The organism is Ochrobactrum teleogrylli (assembly GCF_006376685.1).
Classification (GTDB): domain Bacteria; phylum Pseudomonadota; class Alphaproteobacteria; order Rhizobiales; family Rhizobiaceae; genus Brucella; species Brucella teleogrylli.
In genome coordinates this window covers 377,953-397,834 of record NZ_VEWL01000001.1, presented here as the reverse complement: position 1 = coordinate 397,834, position 19,882 = coordinate 377,953, and the positions used below count along the sequence as shown (strand labels likewise).

The window sequence follows — 19,882 nt, the reverse complement described above, 5'->3', positions numbered from 1 at the left end:
GATCAGGCCTTTCCCGCTTTGCGCGCGCTGACAAAACGAATGCGATAGAGAATGAGCGTATCACAGGCCAGCACAAAGAACAGGATCATGCCCTGAAACACGCGCGCCGATTTTTCTGAAATGCCGATGGCAACCTGCGCCGCCTCGCCGCCGAGATAGGACAGCGCCAGCACAAGGCCTGCAGCGATAGCGCCGAGTGGGTTCAGACGCCCGAGAAACGCGACGATGATTGCGGTGAATCCGTAGCCGGGTGAAATGACCGGACGAAGCTGCCCGATAGCGCCAGATGTTTCCGCAATACCGGCAAGGCCGGCCAGCGCGCCTGAAACGGCAAAGACGAAAAACACTAGTTTGCCGGAACTGAAGCCCGCGAAGCGCCCTGCCCTCGGGCTTTGGCCGATGACCTTGACCTCGAAGCCCTTCAGCGTGTGCTTGAGCAGGAACCAGACCAATAGCGCGGCAATCAGCGCCAGAATGAAGCCCCAATGGGCGCGTCCCGATTCACTCCAGATTTCCGGCAGAATAGCGCTGTCATTGAACTGGCGCGTTTCCGGGAAGTTATAGCCTTCCGGGTTACGCCACGGTCCGCGCACCAGCCAATCGAGGAAAAGCTGCGCCACATAGACCAGCATCAGGCTGGTGAGAATCTCGTTGGTATTGAAGCGGACCTTGAGAAAGGCCGGAACCGACGCATAGGCAGCACCGCCCGCCATGCCCATCAGCATCATCAGCGGCAGAACGAGCCATGACTGAAGGTCCGGGAACATCACCGGCAGAATGGAACCGGCGACGGCCCCCATAATGAACTGCCCTTCAGCACCGATATTCCAGTTGTTTGACAGGAAGCAGACACACAGACCCACCGCGATCAGGATCAGCGGCGCGGCCTTGACCAGCAATTCATGCCACGACCAGATATCGAACAAAGGTTCGACGAAGAACACATAAAGCGCATTGAACGGGTCCTTGCCCATCAATGCGAAGGCGAGCCCGCCGAATATGAAAGTGAGCGACAGAGCCAGCAAGGGCGACAAGGCGCTGAAAAGCTTCGACGGCTGGTGGCGTTTGACGAGTTCGATCCGCATCAGGCCGCACCCATCTCTGCTTCACCGGAAATGCCGCCCATCAGCAGGCCGATCTTTTCAAGAGTCAATTCGGCAACAGGCATAGGCTCGGAAAGCTGACCGTGATTCATGACCGCTATCCGGTCACTAATTTCGAAGAGTTCATCGAGATCCTGGCTAATGACAAGAACGGCAGAGCCCGATCGCGCAAGGTCCACAAGAGCCTGCCGGATATGGGCCGCAGCACCCGCATCGACACCCCATGTCGGCTGGTTGACGACCATGACCGATGGCGAACGATCAAGTTCGCGACCAATGATGAATTTTTGCAGATTGCCGCCGGACAGTGCCGAAGCTGGCGGGTTTTCTGCGCTTTTGCGCACATCCATCCGCTCAATAATGCGTCGCGCAGCGGAATACAGTGCGCTTTCGGCGATCAACTTTAACGCGCCGCCGCGCAGGAACGCTTTCGCATCGGTCTTGTAGCGCGACAGAAACAGATTGTCCGTCAGTGGCAATGATGGCACCGCACCATGGCCGAGCCGCTCTTCCGGCACGAAAGCCGCCCCCATCATGCGCCGTTCGCTGATGCCGAGCCTGCCTGCATCCTTGCCTCGAATACGCACAGTCGATGCAGCCGATTGCAGCACCTCGCCGGAAATGGCTTCGAAGAATTCGCCCTGCCCGTTGCCCGCAACGCCCGCAATGCCGACAACTTCGCCAGCCGCCACCGAAAGCGAGATATTGTTCAGCGCCGTGGAAAACGGTCCCCGTGGCGGCTGCGACAAAGACTTGATCTCAAACAGCGCTTCAGCGCGCGTCGCCGGAGCATCCATCGGGCTGCGCGCCACCACCTTGATGTCGTTGCCAACCATCATGCGGGCGAGCGACGCCGCCGTTTCCTTGCGCGGATCGCAATGCCCGACCACCTTGCCGTGGCGCAACACCGTTGCGCGGTCGCAGAGGCGCTTCACCTCTTCCAGACGATGACTGATATAGAGAATGGATTTGCCTTCTGCCTTCAGCCGTTCCAGTGTTTCAAACAGGCGGTCGGCTTCCTGCGGCGTGAGAACCGAGGTCGGTTCGTCCAGAATGATCAGGTCCGGTTCCTGCAACAGACAACGCACGATTTCGATGCGCTGGCGCTCGCCGACCGAAAGGTCGCCGACATGGGCCTGCGGATCGACCGGCAAGCCATAGGTCTTGCCCACTTCGCTGGCCCGTTTTGCCACATCGGACAGCGACAGAGCGCTATCCAGCGAGAGAGCGATATTTTCAGCGGCAGTCAGCGAGTCGAAAAGCGAAAAATGCTGAAAAACCATGCCGATGCCGAGCTTTCTTGCAGCGGCAGGTTCGCCAATGACGACGCTCTGGCCCTTCCAGAAGATTTCGCCTTCAAGCGGTTGCAGCGCACCGAACAGCATCTTGACGAAAGTGGATTTTCCAGCGCCGTTCTCGCCCAGAAGCGCGTGAATTTCGCCCTTGGCAATGGTGAGATCAACCCCATCGCAAGCTCTGAGCTGCCCAAATAGTTTCGTGAGCCGGCGGACATCCAGAAGAGGCCGGTCGGATAAATTGGCTGACATTATTCCCCAAATGTATTTTTGAAAGACCTTAGCAGCAATTTTGCACTTGAAAAGAGCAAAAGCAGGCTCTGCCTAACATATGCACATCGGCGATAGGTTACCCCTCACTCGCGCCGCGAAAACAAGGTCAATCAGACAACATTACGGGAGTAAAATACTGGTTCCGGTGGTCTTGCGCGCTTCCAGTTCCTCATGCGCCTTGCGGGCGTCTTTGAGCGCATAGGTCTGGTTGATCTCGATCTTCACCGCACCGCTGCCCACCACGTCGAAAAGCTCGGCTGCGGTCTTTTCGAGGTCGGAACGCTTGGCGACATAGTTGAACAATGTCGGACGGGTTGCGAAGAGCGACCCTTTCTGCGCCAGAAGCCCAAGATCAAACGGCGGAATGACGCCCGAAGACTGGCCGAAACAGGCGAACATGCCGAGCGGCTTCAGGACATCCAGCGATCCCATATAGGTATCGCGACCGACAGAGTCGTAAACCACGTCCACGCCTGCGCCATTGGTCAGTTCACGCACTCTTTCGGCGAAATTTTCCGTGCGGTAATTAATGACATGGTCATAGCCATGCTGCTTGGCAAGCGCGATCTTGTCTGGCGATCCGGCTGTGCCGATAACCGTTGCGCCAAGATGCTTGGCCCACTGCCCTGCGATCAGGCCGACACCGCCAGCCGCCGCATGAAAAAGGATCGTCTGTCCAGCTTCAACCCGGAAAGTGCGCCGCAACAGATATTGCGCCGTCATGCCCTTCAGCATCATGGAAGCGGCAGTTTTGAGATCAATGCTTTCCGGCACGATCACCAGACGGTCGGCAGGCAAAATGCGCTCGTCGGCATAGGAACCCGGCGTTGCCACATAAGCGACGCGGTCACCCACCTTCACATTGTCAACACCGGCACCAACGGCAATAACCGTGCCAGCACCTTCATTGCCGGGCGTGAACGGCATTTGCGCTGCCTTGTAGAGACCCGTGCGGAAATAAACGTCGATGAAATTGAGGCCGACGGCTTCATGGCGAACCTTCGCTTCACCCGGCCCCGGCTCACCGATTTCGATCTGCTCATAGTTCAGAACTTCAGGCCCGCCGGTCTGATGAACGCGAATGGCATTGATCATCATACGTCTCCGCTCTTTTTTGCAGCTGCAACTTTCTCGGCCTCAATAACGGCGGCGGTGCGCCCAAGGCCGGGGAAGAACTGCATCACTGCGCCAATGAAATAGATATAGAGCCCGGTCACGGAAATGCCCACGCGCACCCAGAGCGGCGCATCCAGCGTATAATAAAGCGCGATCGCACCAAAGGCGCACCAGAGCAGAAACACCGTGAGATTGATCGGGCGCAGGCGCACAACGCGCACCGGATGCAGGAAGTTGATCGGCAGGAAGGACAGGATCGCCGATGCAACCACGGTGCCGAACGCCACCCATTCTCCCGGCCTGACGATGAAGAGGGTGAAGACCACCATGTTCCACACCACAGGGAAGCCCTTGAAGAAGTTCTCCTTCGTCTTCATGCCGGTATCGGCATAATAGATCGCGCTCGACACGACGATGATCGCGCCGGATATGAAGGAGAGGTTCGTCCCCATAAAGCCGCTCTGATACAAGGCAAAAGCAGGGATCAGGACGTAGGTGACATAGTCGATGATGTTGTCGAGCAGTTCACCCGACCAGTTGGGCAACACATATTTGACTTCGAGCTTGCGCGCGATTGGCCCGTCGATGCCATCTACGAACAGCGCGAGGCCAAGCCACCACCACATCGCCGTATATCGCCCGTCGCTGGCCGCGACGATGGACAGAAAAGCCAGAAACGACCCCGATGCCGTCAGCAAATGGACAGAAAACGCCTTGGCTTGCGGCGCGGTGACTTTCTTGGCTTTGAGTTTTCCGGTCAGTTTGGTTTTCACGCTGTTCGCCATTCCGTTTTGTCGCCGCGCAGTTTCCGCAGAAGATACAGCGATTTTATTTCAAATCTCGCCTTGGCTCACCTTGGGCTTACCTTAGGCTCATCGTGGGCGTTTACACCAAACAAACTGACGCCCCAACTGTTCTGTTGGATCCTGACGTGATCTATCCCAGAAAAGCCGTGTTCTTAGTGGAAGCTTTCCCCGAATAAGCTCAAAAGAGCAAGTAAGGCATGAGGCAAATCAGCCTTAATTCCACGGAAGAATGGCCTTTGCCGACATTTCGGTCTAAGTGCTGCTTGAGAACGGCACGGAAGAATCATCTTCATAGCTGCACTTCTGGCCGACACGTCCCGACGAAGGATGAAGCGAATGAACGATCTGGTTGCGAACAAGCCAATGACTGACATCGTGATCAGCGGCGGCGGCCCTGCTGGCATGATGGCCGCGCTGGCGCTTGGCGCGAAGGGCTATCGCACCATCCTTCTGGGACCCGAAACGGACAAGGGCGACCGCCGCACGACGGCGCTGATGATGCCCGCCATCCGTTTTCTCGAACAGATCGGCGTCTGGTCGTCCATCCAGCCGGAAGCCGCACCGCTCGCCTCCATGCGCATTGTCGATGCGACCCAGCGCCTTGTCCGCAGCCCGACAGTCACCTTCCGCGCCGGTGAAATCGGCGAAGAGGCATTTGGCTATAATATCCCCAATGCCGTTCTCAACGCGAAGCTTGCCGAAGCTGTGGCCGAGAGCGCCAATATCGAGCGCAACACGGCGTCGGCTATCGAATATCGCCCCAATGGCGACCATGTAACGGTGACATTGGCGGGTGGCGACACCCTTCATGCCCGCCTGCTGGTAGCCGCTGATGGGCGCAATTCCGGGGCACGCGAAGCCGCAGGCATCCGCGCGCGCCGCTGGAACTATCCACAAACCGCTGTTGTCTTATCCTTCGCCCACAGCATCAGCCACGAAAACATCTCGACAGAATTTCATACCGAGCACGGCCCGTTCACGCAGGTTCCACTGAAAGGCAAGCGTTCGAGCCTTGTGTGGGTGGTGAACCCGGAACGCGCCGAAACCTTGCTCACGCTGGACGATCAGGCTCTGGCCGCACAGGTCGAGGAGATGATGCAGTCGATGCTCGGCCGGATCGAAATCGACGTGCGCCCGCAGGGCTGGCCTCTGTCCGGGCTGGTGCCAAACGCATTTGCAGCCAAGCGAACCATCCTGATTGGCGAAGCAGCCCATGTTTTCCCACCCATCGGTGCACAAGGGCTTAATCTCGGCACACGCGACGTGGAAACGCTGGTAAAGGCCATCGAAAGCGACCCTGTCGATCCAGGTTCTGGTCGTGTGATCCGCGCTTATGACCGCGCACGCCGTCCAGATATTCTGGCCCGAACCGGCTCGGTCGATGCGCTCAACCGCTCGCTTCTGTCGCCCATGCTACCCGCGCAGATCGCGCGCGGCGTCGGGTTGGAAATGCTGCGATCCTTCGCGCCGTTGCGGTCATTCTTCATGCGGGAAGGCCTGCGCCCCGGCAGCGGCTTTACGCATTTTCTCCCCAAACTTCCCAAGCTGGCAGACCGTCAACGCGACAACGCCAGCAAATAAAGGCTTCCCTCAAAAACTTCATGTTTCACGACCGCTTTAATTTGGCGGACGGTGAACTACATAACGTCTCATGGGTATGACACAGATAAAACACGCGAAATTCCAAATCGGCCAGGTGGTGAAACACCGGCTGTTCCCGTTCAGAGGCGTTATCTTCGACGTGGACCCCGAATTCGCAAATACGGAAGAATGGTATGAGTCCATACCGGAGGACGCACGTCCTCAGCGCGACCAGCCCTTCTATCATCTCTTCGCGGAAAACGCTGAATCTGAATATGTGGCCTATGTGTCCGAGCAGAATCTGCTGCCCGACGTCAGTGGCGAGCCTTTGCGCCATCCGCAGATCGACGAGATTTTCGACCGACTCGACAACGGCACCTATCGGGTGAAATCGCAGCACGCGCACTAAGTTGTCCTCACCTTTTAAAGCGATAGTTCAAAGAAAAAGGGCGCTGAAAAGCGCCCTTTTATTATGACCATGGTTTTGCCGATTAGTTGGCAGCGCCCTTGGCTTTTTCCTGTTCAGCCTTCATCTTGGCTTCGAAATCTTTCTGCTTCTTCTGGACGGCGTCCTGAAGTTCCTTCTGGCGGTCTTCCAGTTCCGACTGCTTCAGAGCCGGGCCGGTGAGAGCCTGCGAGAAGCCGGTCAGGGCAACCGGGATCGGGTTCGGCTTGTTCTGATAATTGACCGAGGTCAGAGTCAGCTTGCCGCCCTTCTGGAGAGCCTTGATCAGATCATCGTTCAGCGGTGCTTCTGCGATGCAGCGATCAGGGAAGCAGATGCCGTATTCAAGCTTTACCGCTTTGTTGTTGTCGATCTGCATGCCAACGCCAGCCGGAATCAGGCGGCCAATCGGCACGGTGACCTGGAAAATCTTGCGATTGATCTTGCCCTTGATCTCGATGAGGTTAACGGCGGTCAGCAACTGGCCGGAATCGGCAGTGATGATGTTCTGCGTGTTGCAGATGTCGTTATCTTCCTGCTTCGAGCAGACCTTGAACCAACCCTGCGGCGGCTGCTGCGCCGATGCAGGCATCGTTGCGGAGGCAAGCAAGGCGAACGCGCCAGCGATGGCCGATGTGGCAGCGATTGTCTTCGTGCTGGACATGATCAACAGGTTCCTTTCAACGCTCTGATCTGTAGTTCCCGTATTCTGGTTAGTCAGCGATAGACCGTCACTGGTTTGAAAATGCGGCAACAGCGTGACCTTTAGGACTCTTCAATCCTATTCCGGGGCGGTGTTACAACGACTGCGGGCGCGAATCCAGACCAGTTTCCATCTGGAAGGCTCGGAATCCCGTAAAATCACCATTTTCATTTGTACTGTAACGCGCGGAACACGCCCAAAATACCTATATATTATAGGATCATGATAATTTCGCCTAACGAATCAATGCTATTTCGTATTTCCTGAAAAACAAGCGCCTCACGCTTACTTACAATGGACGAATGAAGTTGAACGGATCGATCGCTCATTTGCGCAGAAAATTCCTGCTGGCAATCACGCGGGGGCTCAGATTAGGGCTTCCGGCGGCTATGGTCGTCTCGATGACGGGAATCGGTGCGCGTATGGCGCAGGCCGAAACAGCAGCTGCGCCCGATTATGCTCTCTCCATGCATGGAGACGTGGCGCTTCCTGCCGACTTTACGCATTTTCGCTATGCCAATCCTGATGCGCCCAAGGGCGGCAAGCTGACCATCGGTGTTGTCGGCACGTTCGACAGCCTCAATCCATTCGTGCTCAAAAGCATGCGCACAACTGCGCGCGGCCTGTTCGGCGATGGTGAGTTCGGCAATCTCGTGTTTGAGACATTGATGCAGCGCTCACGCGATGAACCTTTCACGCTCTACCCGCTGCTTGCGGAAAAAGTCGCCATAGACCCCGAACGGAAATGGGTGGAATTCACGCTGAACCCGAAGGCCAAATGGTCGGACGGGCAGCCAGTGACGGTGGATGATATTATCTTCACCTATCAAATTCTCACCGAAAAGGGCCGTCCCCCTTTCAACAACCGAATGAGCCGGATCGACAAGATCGAGAAGACTGGCGAGCGCTCGGTGCGTTTCAACTTCAACGACAAGTCGGACCGCGAGTTTCCGATGCTGATCGCGTCGGTGATGCCGGTTCTTCCGAAACACGCAACCGATCCGGCGACCTTCGGTAATTCCACACTGAAGCCGCCGCTCGGCAGCGGTCCCTATCTGGTGTCCGGCGTGCAGCCCGGCCAGCGCATCATCTATAAGCGCAACCCGGATTATTGGGCCAAGGACATTCCGTCCAAGCGTGGCACGGACAATTTCGACACGCTGACGATCGAATATTATCGCAACGAAACCTCCCTGTTTGAATCCTTCAAAAAAGGACTGCTCGATGTTTTCATCGAGGGCAATCCGACGCGGTGGGAAAAATCCTATGATTTTCCGGCTGTGCAGCAAGGCAAAGTCATCAAGGAGAGCTTCGAAAAGGGTACGCCCGCGAACATGCTGGGCTTCGTGTTCAACACGCGTCGTCCGATCTTCGCAGACCGTCGCGTGCGGCAGGCGCTTGGATTGCTGTTCGACTTTGAATGGGCGAACCGCAATTTGTTTGCAGGCCAGTACAAGCGCACCCAGAGTTTTTGGGAAGGCTCCGAGCTTTCTTCCGTCGGCAAACCCGCCGATGCCCGTGAAAGGGAACTTCTGGCACCCTATCCCGATGCGGTGCGTGAAGATGTGATGAATGGTACATGGCATGTGCCCGTCACCGACGGCACCGGCCATGACCGGACGCCCGCCAAACAGGCCTATGATCTTCTGATGGAAGCCGGTTTCCAGTTCCACAATGGGCTGGCCGTCGATTCCACCGGCAAGCCGCTGCAATTTGAAATCATGACGCGCTCGGCGGAAGAAGAGAAGATCGGGCTTGCCTATAAGCGCAATCTGGCCCGGCTCGGCATTACGGTGGATATCCGCACTGCTGATGACGCACAATATCAGCAACGGCTCCAGACCTTCGATTACGACATGATCCTCGGCGCTCTGTCCAGTTCGCTGTCGCCCGGCAATGAGCAGTGGATGCGCTGGGGCGCGGCGTCGCGTGATGCGCAAGGCAGCTTCAATTATCCAGGCGTGGCCGATCCCGCCGTCGATGCGATGATTGATGCGCTGCTCGCCGCGCGCACGCGTGCTGATTTCGTCAGTGCGGTGCGTGCGCTCGACCGGATATTGCTATCGGGCGATTATTATATTCCTCTGTATCACCTCCCTTATCAGTGGGTGGCACGCTGGGACCGGATCGAACATCCTGCAAAAACAGCGCTCTATGGCTTTCAGCTACCGACATGGTGGCGCGCTCAGCCTTGAGTTCTGTTTGATAAGGTCGTAATTCGCCCTAAATCCATTTCCTATAATATGCATATCGATGCGGGAGGCGTGCCTCCCGCAACCACACGGAGCATCCCGCATGAGCGAAAAGAAAATCACCATCGATGTTGTATCGGATGTCGTCTGTCCGTGGTGTTTCCTCGGACGCAAGCGGCTTGAAAATGCGCTCGCCATGCTACCCGATGTGGAAGCTGAAATTCGCTGGCGTCCGTTTCAGCTCGATCCGACACTGCCGCCGCAAGGCAAGGACCGGCAGGCCTATATGCGCGAGAAATTCGGCAACAGCTCTAAGATCGATGACATTCATAAGCAACTGACGGAGCTTGGCGAAGAAAACGGCATTGTCTTCGATTTCGAAGCCATCACTCGCGCGCCCAACACGCTCGATGCGCATCGTTTGATCCACTGGGCGGCACAGGCCGCACCCGACACGCAGAACAAGCTCGTCGGCACTCTGTTCTCGCTCTATTTTGAGCAGGGACAGGATATTGGCGACCATGAAGTGCTGGTCGATGCGGCAGCTAGCGTCGGCATGGATGCAGCCGTTGTCGCCCGTCTTCTGGAAAGCGACGCCGACAAGGCCACGATCCGCGAGGAAATCGACACCGCCAACCGTATCGGCGTGCGCGGCGTGCCCTGCTTCATCATCGATCAGAAATATGCCGTCATGGGCGCACAAAACGCCGATGTTCTGGCCGATGCCATTCGCCAGACGGCGGAAGGCTTTGAGCCAGGGATTTCGGAGGATCGCTAAAAGAAGCGAAGCGGCGGGTTAACCCGCCGCAATCTTCGCCAGTTGCGTCATGATGACGGCGGAACCGTTGAGGCGTTTTTCTGGCGTCGCCCAATCGCGGATGAATACGATGCTCTGATCCGGCCTGATCTTAGCCATGGAGCCCTGCTCGCCGATCATCTTCACCAGACCAACCGGATTGTTGAACGTTGCATGACGGAACTGGATGACGACGCCCTTCGGACCGGCATCCAGCTTTTCAACATTAGCGCGACGGCACAGCGCCTTGATATAGACGATCTTGAGCAGATGCTGCACTTCTTCCGGCATCGGACCGAAGCGGTCGATGAGTTCCGCACCGAAGGCGTCGATATCCTGCGGCTCTTCCAGATCGGCAAGACGGCGATAAAGGCCAAGGCGCAACTGCAGATCGGGCACATAGGATTCGGGGATCATGACCGCCGTGCCAATGGCGATCTGTGGCGACCATTGGCTGTCTTCCACCTCGCCGGAACCCTTGAGCGTCGCAACGGCTTCTTCCAGCATCTGCTGGTAAAGCTCGAAACCGACTTCCTTGATGTGGCCAGACTGTTCCTCGCCCAGCAGATTGCCCGCGCCGCGAATATCCATGTCGTGGCTGGCAAGCTGGAAGCCTGCGCCAAGCGTATCCAGCGATTGCAGCACCTTGAGGCGACGTTCCGCCATCTGTGTCAGCATCTTGCCCGCCGGAAGCGTGAAGAGCGCGAAGGCGCGCTGCTTGGAACGACCCACGCGCCCGCGTAGCTGATAAAGCTGCGCCAGGCCGAACATATCGGCGCGATGCACGATCATGGTGTTCGCGGTCGGAATATCGAGGCCGGATTCCACAATGGTCGTGGAAAGAAGCACGTCGTACTGACCGTCATAAAAGGCGTTCATGATATCGTCGAGCACGCCCGGCGCCATCTGGCCATGCGCCACGGCGACCTTCAGTTCCGGCACATGCTCTTTCAGGAATTCTTCGATATCGCCCAGATCGGAAATACGCGGACAGACATAGAAACTCTGACCGCCGCGATAGCGCTCGCGCAGCAGCGTTTCGCGAATAACGAGCGGATCGAATGGCGAAACGAAGGTGCGGACCGCCATGCGATCCACCGGCGGCGTGGTGATGAGCGAGAGTTCGCGCACGCCAGTCAGCGCAAGCTGCAAGGTGCGCGGGATCGGCGTTGCCGAAAGCGTCAGCACATGCACATCGGATTTCAGCTCCTTGAGCCGTTCCTTATGCTTGACACCGAAATGCTGCTCCTCATCGATGATGAGCAGGCCGAGATTCTTGAACTTGATCGAGTTGCCGAGCAGCGCATGGGTGCCGACGACAATATCGACCGTGCCTTCTTCCAGACCTTTCTTGGTGGCGGCCAGTTCCTTGGTGCCAACCAGCCGCGAGGCATGGGCAACGGTGATCGGCAGGCCGTGGAAACGCTTGGAGAAAGTCTTGAAATGCTGGCGCGACAAAAGCGTGGTCGGCACCACGACAGCCACCTGAACTCCGTTCAGTGCTGCGATGAACGCGGCGCGCAACGCCACTTCCGTCTTGCCGAAACCGACATCGCCGCAGATCAGGCGATCCATCGGCTTGCCTGCAGCCAGATCATCCGCCACCGCTTCGATGGCCGTCATCTGGTCTTCGGTCTCATCATAAGGGAAGCGAGCGGAGAATTCCGCATAAAGCCCATCGGGCGGCGTCATCACCGGCGCACCGCGCATCTGACGTTCGGCGGCGATCTGGATCAGATGGCCCGCAATCTCAAGCAGTCTCTTCTTGAGCTTGGCCTTGCGCATCTGCCATGCGCCGCCGCCAAGCTTGTCGAGAACCGCGTCGGAGCCTTCCGAGCCGTAGCGCGAGAGAAGCTCGATATTTTCGACCGGCAGGAACAGCCGGTCATCGCCTGCATAGTGAAGTTCAAGACAATCATGCGGTGCGCCCGCTGCGGTAATCGTCTTGAGGCCGATGAAACGTCCGATGCCGTGATCGACATGGACGACAATATCGCCTGCCGTCAGCGACGCCACTTCCGAGATGAAATCCTGATCACGCTTGCGGCGCTTGGAACGGCGGATAAGACGGTCGCCGAGAATATCCTGTTCGGCAACGACGACTAGGTCACCGGCATCAAAGCCGCTTTCCACGGCAAGAACTGCCGCCGTCACCTTATCGCGAGACAGCGCCTTGACGGTTGAAAGCCGATCAACCGTCTCGATCTTTTCCAGCCCGTGCTCATCGAGAACCTGCAACAGACGGTCAAGCGAACCTTCCGTCCAGGCGGCAACCAGAACTTTCTTGCCGGAGGCGCGCAGATCGGCAATGTGCTTCACCGCGGCCTCGAACAGGTTCACGTCGGTGGCGGCCCGTTCCTCGGCGAAGTTGCGGCCCTTTTGGGCGTCGGCGTGAACAATGGTGCGGTTCGATACGTCCGGTGTGCCGAAGGGCGTAAGGTCGATGCGAAGTCCGCCCGCCTGCACCGCATCTTCGACCGCTTGCGGCGTGAGATAGAGGGTTTCCGGCTTGACCGGCTTATAGGGTACGGCGTCGCTGCCTGCTTCCTTGCCTTCAGCCTGACGCAGCCGCGCCTCATAATGGTCCACGACCATGGTGTGACGCTCGGTCAGCGCTTCGTGCACCAGATGGTCGAACACCACCGGCATGTCGCCCGCATGGTCGAAAACCGTTTCCAGATGATCGTAGAACAGCGGCAGCCAGTGTTCCATACCGGCAAAGCGACGGCCCTCGCTGATCGCCTGATAAAGCGCATCGTCACGTTGCGGCGCGCCAAACATCGCCACGTAATTTTTCCGGAACCGGCTGATCATATCGGTCGAGAGCGTGATTTCGCTCATCGGCTGCAGCACGAATTCCTTGCGCGTTCCCGTCGTGCGCTGCGATGCGGGATCGAAAGCGCGGATCGTTTCCAGCGTATCGCCGAAAAAATCCAACCGCAGAGGTTCTTCGGCGCCCGGCGCGTAAAGATCGAGGATACCGCCACGCACGGCGAATTCGCCAATATCGCGCACGGTGGAAACGCGCTCGAAACCATTGCGCTCAAGCCGGGAAGCCAGATCGTTCATGTCGAGCTGGTTGCCGGGACGCGCCGAAATCACCTGTTCGGCAATGGCTGCCTGCGGCGGCAGTTTTTGCAGTACCGCATTGGCCGTGGTGAGAATAATGGCCGGATGCGGCGTCTTCTTGAGCGCTGCCAGAGCACCCAGTGCGGTCAGCCTGCGCGCCGATGCATCGGCACCGGGCGATACGCGGTCATAAGGCAGGCAGTCCCAGGCGGGCAGATGCAGCACCGGTAGATCCGGCGCGACGAAGCCCAACACCTGCTCCAGATCGGCAATGCGCTGCCCGTCGCGCACGATATACATAATTGGCCCGCGTTCGCCGATCTCGTCCACCAGACGCGCGAGGCAGAACGCCTCGAAGCCATCGGCAACACCGTCAATGACGATGTGGCGTCCGGCTTTCGTATCCGTATTGGGCTTGAGACCAAATTTGCTGAAAACGGGCATGGATTTCTTAAAACTCTATGCGGTCACGGAAGGCGACAATATCGCGGAACAGCGGCGTGTCATGTTCGGACGGAATAGGGCTTTCGCCCGTCACCCATTTGAGAAGATCACGATCCAGCACTTCCAGAATCTGCTCGAATTCATCCAGCTGGGCATCGGTGAAACTGACAATATACGCATCAGCATATTGGCCAAGAATCAAATCCATCTCACGCATGCCGCGATGCCAGGCGCGAAACAAAAGCTTGCGACGCCGTACATCCAGATTTTCCGCCGCAAGTGTGCTGCCAGTCATGTCGGAACTGCTCCATTTATCAAAATCGCTGCCGGTATATAGCATCTGCGACCGAACAGGGAACCTGTTTATCAGACAAGAACAAAAAGAGCACGAAAAGATGATGGCGCACACTTGCACCTGACCGCGAAGCAGTTAATGGTCTGAACCATGCGCCCATCCATGCTCGATCCGTTTTTCGCTTCCGTCCGCTCGCTTTCCGGCATTGGCCCGAAGGTAGCGGTTTTACTTGGCAAACTTCTCGGCACCGATGTGCCCGGTGCGGAACCGAAAGTCGGCCAGCTTCTGTTTCTGCCGCCGAACAGCGTGATCGACCGGCGCAACCGCCCCGGCATTGCGCTGGCGCAGGAAGGCGCCATCGTCACGTTGGAAGTGGTCGTTGATCAGCACCAGCCTGCACCGCCTGGAAGGGGCAATGTTCCGCATCGCGTCTTTGCCCATGACGAAACCGGCGAAATTGCGCTGACTTTCTTTCATGCGCAACTGCCATGGCTGCAAAAAATGCTGCCCGAAGGCGAAACCGTCATCGTGTCCGGCAAGGTGGAATGGTTCAACGGGCGCGCCTCCATGGTGCATCCGGACTATATTGCCAGCCTCGAAGACGCCGCCAATCTGCCCATGGTCGAGCCGGTCTATCCGCTGACAGCGGGCCTGTCGCCCAAAACCCTCGGACGCGCCGTCAAGGAAGCGCTGACGCGTGTTCCGCCGCTGCCGGAATGGATCGACGGCCCCCTGCTGGCGCGCGAGCGTTTTCCAAGCTTTCAGGACGCGCTTAATACCCTGCACCAGCCGGAAGACCCGTCCGACATTGCGCTTGAAGGCATCACGCGGCGCAGGCTGGCTTATGACGAGTTTTTAGCCGGGCAATTGGCGCTGGCCCTCGTCCGTGCCAAGACACGCAGGCTTTCCGGTCGACCGCTGGAAGGCACCGGACGCATTGTGACCGAAATCATGCGGCACCTGCCCTATCGCCTGACCAAGGGGCAGGATCAGGCCGTGCGTGAGATCATCACAGACCTCAAGTCGCCGGAGCGCATGTTGCGGCTTCTGCAAGGCGATGTCGGTTCCGGCAAAACCGTGGTGGGCCTGCTTTCCATGGCGCATGCCGCCGAATCCGGCGGTCAATCGGCGCTGATGGCTCCAACCGAAGTGCTCGCCCGCCAGCATTTCGCAACCATCGCGCCGCTTGCCGAAAAAGCCGGGCTGAAAGCTGCCCTGCTGACGGGCCGCGAAAAAGGCCGAGACCGCAACGCCGTGCTGGAAGGCTTGAAAAGTGGCGAAATCGATATCGTCATCGGCACCCATGCGCTGTTTCAGGAAAAGGTCGAGTATCACGACCTCGTTCTGGTCATCATCGACGAGCAGCACCGCTTTGGCGTGCATCAGCGCCTGATGCTGACGGCAAAGGGCACCGCCCCCGATATGCTGGTTATGACGGCAACACCGATCCCGCGCACGCTGGTCCTGACCGCCTTCGGCGATATGGACGTTTCTAAGCTCACCGAAAAACCCGCCGGACGACAGCCCATCACCACCGCGATCCTGCCGATGGAGCGTATGGGTGAACTGGTGGAGCGCATCCGCAAAGCGGTGCAGGAAGGGCAGAAGATCTACTGGATCTGCCCACTGGTGGAGGAATCCGAAGTCGTTGAACTGACCTCGGCGGAAGAGCGTTTCGAAAGCCTCAAATCCGTGTTTGGTGACCGGATCGGCCTTATCCATGGCCGTATGAATGGGGCCGAAAAAGACGAAGCGATGCGCGCCTTCAAGCAAGGTGAGACGCGGCTTCTGGTTGCCACCACCGTTATTGAAGTCGGCGTGGACGTGCCCGACGCCACCATCATCGTGATCGAACACGCCGAACGGTTCGGCCTATCGCAATTGCACCAGTTGCGCGGGCGTGTGGGGCGTGGCGATAAGCCATCGACCTGTCTCCTTCTCTACAAGGGGCCGCTGGGCGAAATCGGTCAGGCGCGACTGAAGGTGATGCGCGAGACGGAAGACGGTTTCCGCATTGCCGAGGAAGACCTGAAACTGCGCGGCGAAGGTGAGTTGCTCGGCACCCGCCAGTCTGGCACGCCGGGCTTCCGCCTCGCCTCCATCGAAGCGCATGGCGATCTTCTGGAAATCGCCCGCAGAGATGCCCGCTATGTTTTGACCAGCGATCCCGATCTGGAATCCGAACGCGGACAGGCGCTGCGCGTGCTGCTCTATCTCTTCGGGCGAGACGAAGCGATAAGGCTGCTTAGGGCCGGATAACAGAACGAATAAAGGACGCACTACCGCTCCCCTCACCCTGAGCTTGTCGAAGGGTGGGGGTGACCAGTGACGCCTCGTCCTTCGAGACAGTGCTTCGCACTTCCTCAGGATGAGGCGTTATGAGACGTCGAGGCATAGATCGACGTCTTCTATCACTTCATCAAGATAACTATATAACAGACTGATTTTATTCAACCGTAACCGATTTTGCCAGATTGCGCGGCTGATCGACGTCCGTGCCCATCAGGACAGCGGTGTGATAGGCCAGCATCTGGATCGGCAGCGCATAGACGAGCGGCGTGATGAATTCCGGCACGTCCGGCAGGACGATCGTTGCCATCGTATCGACGCTGGCGCTTTCAGCACCTCGTCTGTCGGTGATCAGGATGATGCGACCGCCACGGGCCGCCACTTCCTGCATGTTGGAAACGGTCTTTTCATAAAGACGGTCGGACGGTGCAATGACGATGACCGGCATGGTTTCATCGATCAGCGCGATTGGGCCGTGCTTCAACTCGCCGGCGGCATAGCCTTCGGCGTGGATATACGAGATTTCCTTGAGCTTCAGCGCGCCTTCCATGGCAAGCGGAAAGGACGTTCCACGACCGAGATAAAGAACGTGATTGACCTTGGCGAGATCGGTACAAACTGCCGCGATCTGATCTTCCAGCTTCAGCACTTGATTGAGGAAACGCGGGGCTTCGGAAAGCTGGCGCACCAGTTCCTGTTCGCGCGCATCGTCAATCGCGCCGCGCGCCTTGGCGGCGGCGATGGCGAGCGACGCCATGGCCGAAAGCTGGCAGGTGAAGGCCTTGGTGGAGGCAACGCCAATTTCTGGACCGGCAAGCGTCGGGAACACGGCATCGGATTCACGCGCGATGGTCGAGCCTGTGACGTTAACGACGGCGGCAATCTTCAAGCCTTGCGACTTGCAATAACGCAGCGATGCCAGCGTATCCGCCGTTTCGCCGGACTGGGAAACGAACATCGCCAGCGAATCTTTCGACAACGGCATTTCGCGATAGCGGAATTCCGATGCGATATCGCTATCGACCGGCAGACGGGCAATCTGTTCGAACCAGTATTTACCCACCGATGCGGCATAGTAAGCCGTGCCGCAGGCTGAAATCGTCAGACGATCAATCTTGCTGAAATCGAGGCCAATCGCTTCCTGACGCACCTTGCCGGTGGTGAAATCGAGATAATTGGCAAGCGTATGCGAAATCACTTCTGGCTGCTCAAACATCTCCTTCTGCATGAAGTGACGATGATTGCCCTTGGAAACGAGCATATTGGCCGTCTGCGTCTTCTGGATCGTGCGCTCGACCTGATTGTTGTTCTCGTCATAAATGGTGACGCCCTTGCGGGTCAGCACAGTCCAGTCACCATCTTCCAGATAGGCAATGGTGTCGGTGAAGGGCGACAGCGCAATCGCGTCGGAGCCCAGGAACATTTCGCCGTCGCCATAGCCGACAGCCAGCGGCGGTCCCTGACGAGCGCCGATGAGCAGTTCTTCGTCGCCTTCAAACAGGAATGCGAGCGCGAATGCGCCATGAAGCTGCGGCAGGCAATCGCGCACGGCCTCAACCGGCGACTTGCCCTTTTCCAGCTCACGCGTCACCAGATGCGCAACGGCTTCGGTGTCGGTTTCGGTCTGGAACTTGCGGCCTTCGGCTTCCAGCATGGTGCGCAGTTCGGCAAAGTTCTCGATAATGCCGTTATGAACCACCGCAAGGCGCTCGGTGATGTGCGGATGCGCATTACGCTCCACCGGCTTGCCATGGGTAGCCCATCGCGTATGACCGATGCCTATCACGCCCGGAAGCGGCTCACCGGCAAGGCGCTTTTCTAGATTGACGAGCTTGCCTTCCGCACGGCGGCGGTCGAGCCTGCCGCCCTGCAAGGTGGCGATACCGGCGGAGTCATAACCGCGATATTCCAGTCGTTTCAGAGCATCGACCAGAAGCGGCGCGACTTCATCCTTGCCGATAATACCGATAATTCCACACATGCATCTGCTCCAGATCTTGGTCGCTTGCTTTTGCCAGCCGGTTTAAAGACTCTAAAGCGGAACGGCAAGCCAAGCCATCCGCCCTGGGGTCGCCTGATAGTCGATTTATTTCGATGAGGTTTTAGCCGCTTTGATGGCGGCATACTTCTCCCGCAGGATCTTGCCCCGGCCTTCCTTGGTTTCCTGCCGCGCACGGCCAAAGGCCAGCGCATCGGTGGGCACATTGTCGGTGATCGTGCTGCCGGATGCGATATAGGCGTTGTCGCCGATTTCCACCGGCGCCACCAAAGAGGAATTGGAGCCGATAAAGGCATTTTCGCCGATAATCGTCTTATACTTGTTGTAACCGTCGTAATTGCAGGTGATCGTCCCTGCCCCGATATTGCTGGATGCGCCGACGGTCGCATCGCCGATATAGGTCAGGTGATTGATCTTGGCACCCTTGCGCACATCGGCGTTCTTCACTTCGCAGAAATTGCCGACCTTGGTTTTCTCGCCGAGCTTTGCACCGGGACGCAGTCGTGCAAAAGGCCCGATTTCCGCGCTCGGACCGACATTCGCGCCTTCCATATGCGAGAAGGAATGAATGAGCGCACCCGTTGCAACATGTACGCCCGGACCGAAGAATACGTTCGGCTCGATGATGACGTCAGCTTCAACCAGCGTGTCATGGCTGAAGAATACCGTTTCCGGCGCGATCAGCGTCACACCGGCCAGCATCATCTCGCGGCGCTTGCGGTTCTGCCAGATGGCTTCGGCTTCCGCGAGTTCTGCGCGGTTGTTGATGCCGATGACATTATCAACCGGCACTTCGATGGCGGTTACGTTGAGGCCCTTGTCATGCGCGATGGCTACAATGTCGGTAAGATAATATTCGCCCTTGGCATTGTCGTTGCTGACTGCATCCAGCAGTGCAAGAGCATGACTGCCGCGCACGGCCATCAAGCCGCCATTGCAGAAACCGATTTGCTTCTGGGCGTCCGTCGCTTCCTTTTCTTCGACAATGGCGATCAGTTGGTCGCCGTCTTCGATTAGGCGGCCATAGCCATGTGGGCTGGCCGGACGGAAGCCGATTACAACGATATCGGCACCATCGGCCAGACGCGCACGCGCGGCCTGCAGAGACTGCGCTTCGATCAGCGGCGTATCGCCGAAGACGATCAGCAGATCATCATAGCCATTTGCAATCGCCTCACGCGCGGCAAGCACGGCATGGGCCGTACCGAGGCGTTCCGTCTGTTCGAAAGAGGACACTGGACCCGCGATTTTCTCAACCGCGCCGCGCACGTCTTCCGCTCCGCGTCCGACGACCAGCGCGACATCGCTCTTGCCTGTCCCCTGCACGGCCTTGACCACATGGCAGACCAGCGGCAGGCCCGCGACTGCATGCAGCACTTTCGGCAGGCTTGATTTCATGCGTGTGCCTTCGCCGGCAGCAAGCACGATGGAAAGGCAAGTACGGTCTGTCATGACATTATCCAGAAAATCGTGATG

At 57.9% G+C, this 19,882-nt stretch carries 14 protein-coding genes; 5 read left to right on the top strand and 9 right to left on the bottom strand.

What is annotated here, in order from left to right; translation table 11 throughout:
* Window positions 1–2 precede the first annotated feature (2 nt).
* The 4 genes from FIC94_RS01725 to pcsA form a co-directional block, all read right to left on the bottom strand.
* Window positions 3–1,085: an ABC transporter permease gene (locus tag FIC94_RS01725; RefSeq protein WP_140023711.1), complete on the bottom strand. Its 1,083-nt coding sequence runs from the start codon at window positions 1,083–1,085 to the stop codon at window positions 3–5.
* Window positions 1,085–2,650: an ABC transporter ATP-binding protein gene (locus FIC94_RS01720; protein WP_140023710.1), complete on the bottom strand. Its 1,566-nt coding sequence runs from the start codon at window positions 2,648–2,650 to the stop codon at window positions 1,085–1,087. Before FIC94_RS01720 ends, FIC94_RS01725 begins: the two co-directional genes overlap by 1 nt.
* 141 nt (window positions 2,651–2,791) lie before the next feature.
* Window positions 2,792–3,766 (bottom strand): quinone oxidoreductase family protein, encoded by a 975-nt coding sequence (locus FIC94_RS01715; protein ID WP_109367524.1) that lies wholly within the window; start codon window positions 3,764–3,766, stop codon window positions 2,792–2,794.
* Window positions 3,766–4,572, bottom strand: a complete 807-nt coding sequence (gene pcsA, locus FIC94_RS01710; RefSeq protein WP_109367525.1) for a phosphatidylcholine synthase — start codon at window positions 4,570–4,572, stop codon at window positions 3,766–3,768. The genes FIC94_RS01715 and pcsA overlap by 1 nt, the downstream gene beginning before the upstream one ends.
* Before the next feature lie 357 nt (window positions 4,573–4,929).
* On the opposite strand from pcsA, the gene FIC94_RS01705 reads away from it, so the two are divergent.
* Together FIC94_RS01705 and hspQ are read left to right on the top strand one after the other, a co-directional pair.
* Entirely contained in the window at window positions 4,930–6,174 is a 1,245-nt protein-coding gene (locus FIC94_RS01705) for a UbiH/UbiF family hydroxylase (RefSeq protein WP_140023709.1), read from the top strand.
* Window positions 6,175–6,244: 70 nt separating this feature from the next.
* On the top strand, window positions 6,245–6,583 hold the full coding sequence (gene hspQ, locus FIC94_RS01700; protein ID WP_140023708.1) for a heat shock protein HspQ: 339 nt from the start codon (window positions 6,245–6,247) through the stop codon (window positions 6,581–6,583).
* An 82-nt stretch (window positions 6,584–6,665) separates the two neighbouring features.
* Here the strand turns inward: hspQ and FIC94_RS01695 are convergent, their stop codons facing one another.
* A complete protein-coding gene (locus FIC94_RS01695) occupies window positions 6,666–7,283 on the bottom strand; it encodes an invasion associated locus B family protein (RefSeq protein ID WP_109367528.1) in 618 nt (205 codons plus the stop codon).
* 341 nt (window positions 7,284–7,624) lie between these two features.
* On the opposite strand from FIC94_RS01695, the gene FIC94_RS01690 reads away from it, so the two are divergent.
* On the top strand, window positions 7,625–9,517 hold the full coding sequence (locus FIC94_RS01690; protein WP_371830881.1) for an extracellular solute-binding protein: 1,893 nt from the start codon (window positions 7,625–7,627) through the stop codon (window positions 9,515–9,517).
* 100 nt (window positions 9,518–9,617) lie between these two features.
* A complete protein-coding gene (locus FIC94_RS01685; RefSeq protein ID WP_109367530.1) occupies window positions 9,618–10,292 on the top strand; it encodes a DsbA family oxidoreductase in 675 nt (224 codons plus the stop codon).
* 18 nt (window positions 10,293–10,310) lie between these two features.
* On the opposite strand, the gene mfd is transcribed toward FIC94_RS01685, so the two are convergent.
* Together mfd and FIC94_RS01675 are read right to left on the bottom strand one after the other, a co-directional pair.
* The gene (mfd, locus tag FIC94_RS01680; protein WP_140023707.1) at window positions 10,311–13,823 is read right to left on the bottom strand and encodes a transcription-repair coupling factor; all 3,513 of its coding nucleotides are present in this window, start codon (window positions 13,821–13,823) and stop codon (window positions 10,311–10,313) included.
* A 7-nt stretch (window positions 13,824–13,830) separates the two neighbouring features.
* The gene (locus FIC94_RS01675) at window positions 13,831–14,118 is read right to left on the bottom strand and encodes an FAD assembly factor SdhE (protein ID WP_140023706.1); all 288 of its coding nucleotides are present in this window, start codon (window positions 14,116–14,118) and stop codon (window positions 13,831–13,833) included.
* A 150-nt stretch (window positions 14,119–14,268) separates the two neighbouring features.
* Here FIC94_RS01675 and recG point away from each other — a divergent pair, with 150 nt between their 5' ends.
* Entirely contained in the window at window positions 14,269–16,377 is a 2,109-nt protein-coding gene (gene recG, locus FIC94_RS01670; protein ID WP_140023705.1) for an ATP-dependent DNA helicase RecG, read from the top strand.
* Window positions 16,378–16,564: 187 nt separating this feature from the next.
* On the opposite strand, the gene glmS is transcribed toward recG, so the two are convergent.
* Together glmS and glmU are read right to left on the bottom strand one after the other, a co-directional pair.
* The gene (gene glmS / locus FIC94_RS01665) at window positions 16,565–18,388 is read right to left on the bottom strand and encodes a glutamine--fructose-6-phosphate transaminase (isomerizing) (protein WP_140023704.1); all 1,824 of its coding nucleotides are present in this window, start codon (window positions 18,386–18,388) and stop codon (window positions 16,565–16,567) included.
* Window positions 18,389–18,493: 105 nt separating this feature from the next.
* Window positions 18,494–19,858 (bottom strand): bifunctional UDP-N-acetylglucosamine diphosphorylase/glucosamine-1-phosphate N-acetyltransferase GlmU, encoded by a 1,365-nt coding sequence (glmU, locus tag FIC94_RS01660; RefSeq protein WP_140023703.1) that lies wholly within the window; start codon window positions 19,856–19,858, stop codon window positions 18,494–18,496.
* Window positions 19,859–19,882 lie beyond the last annotated feature (24 nt).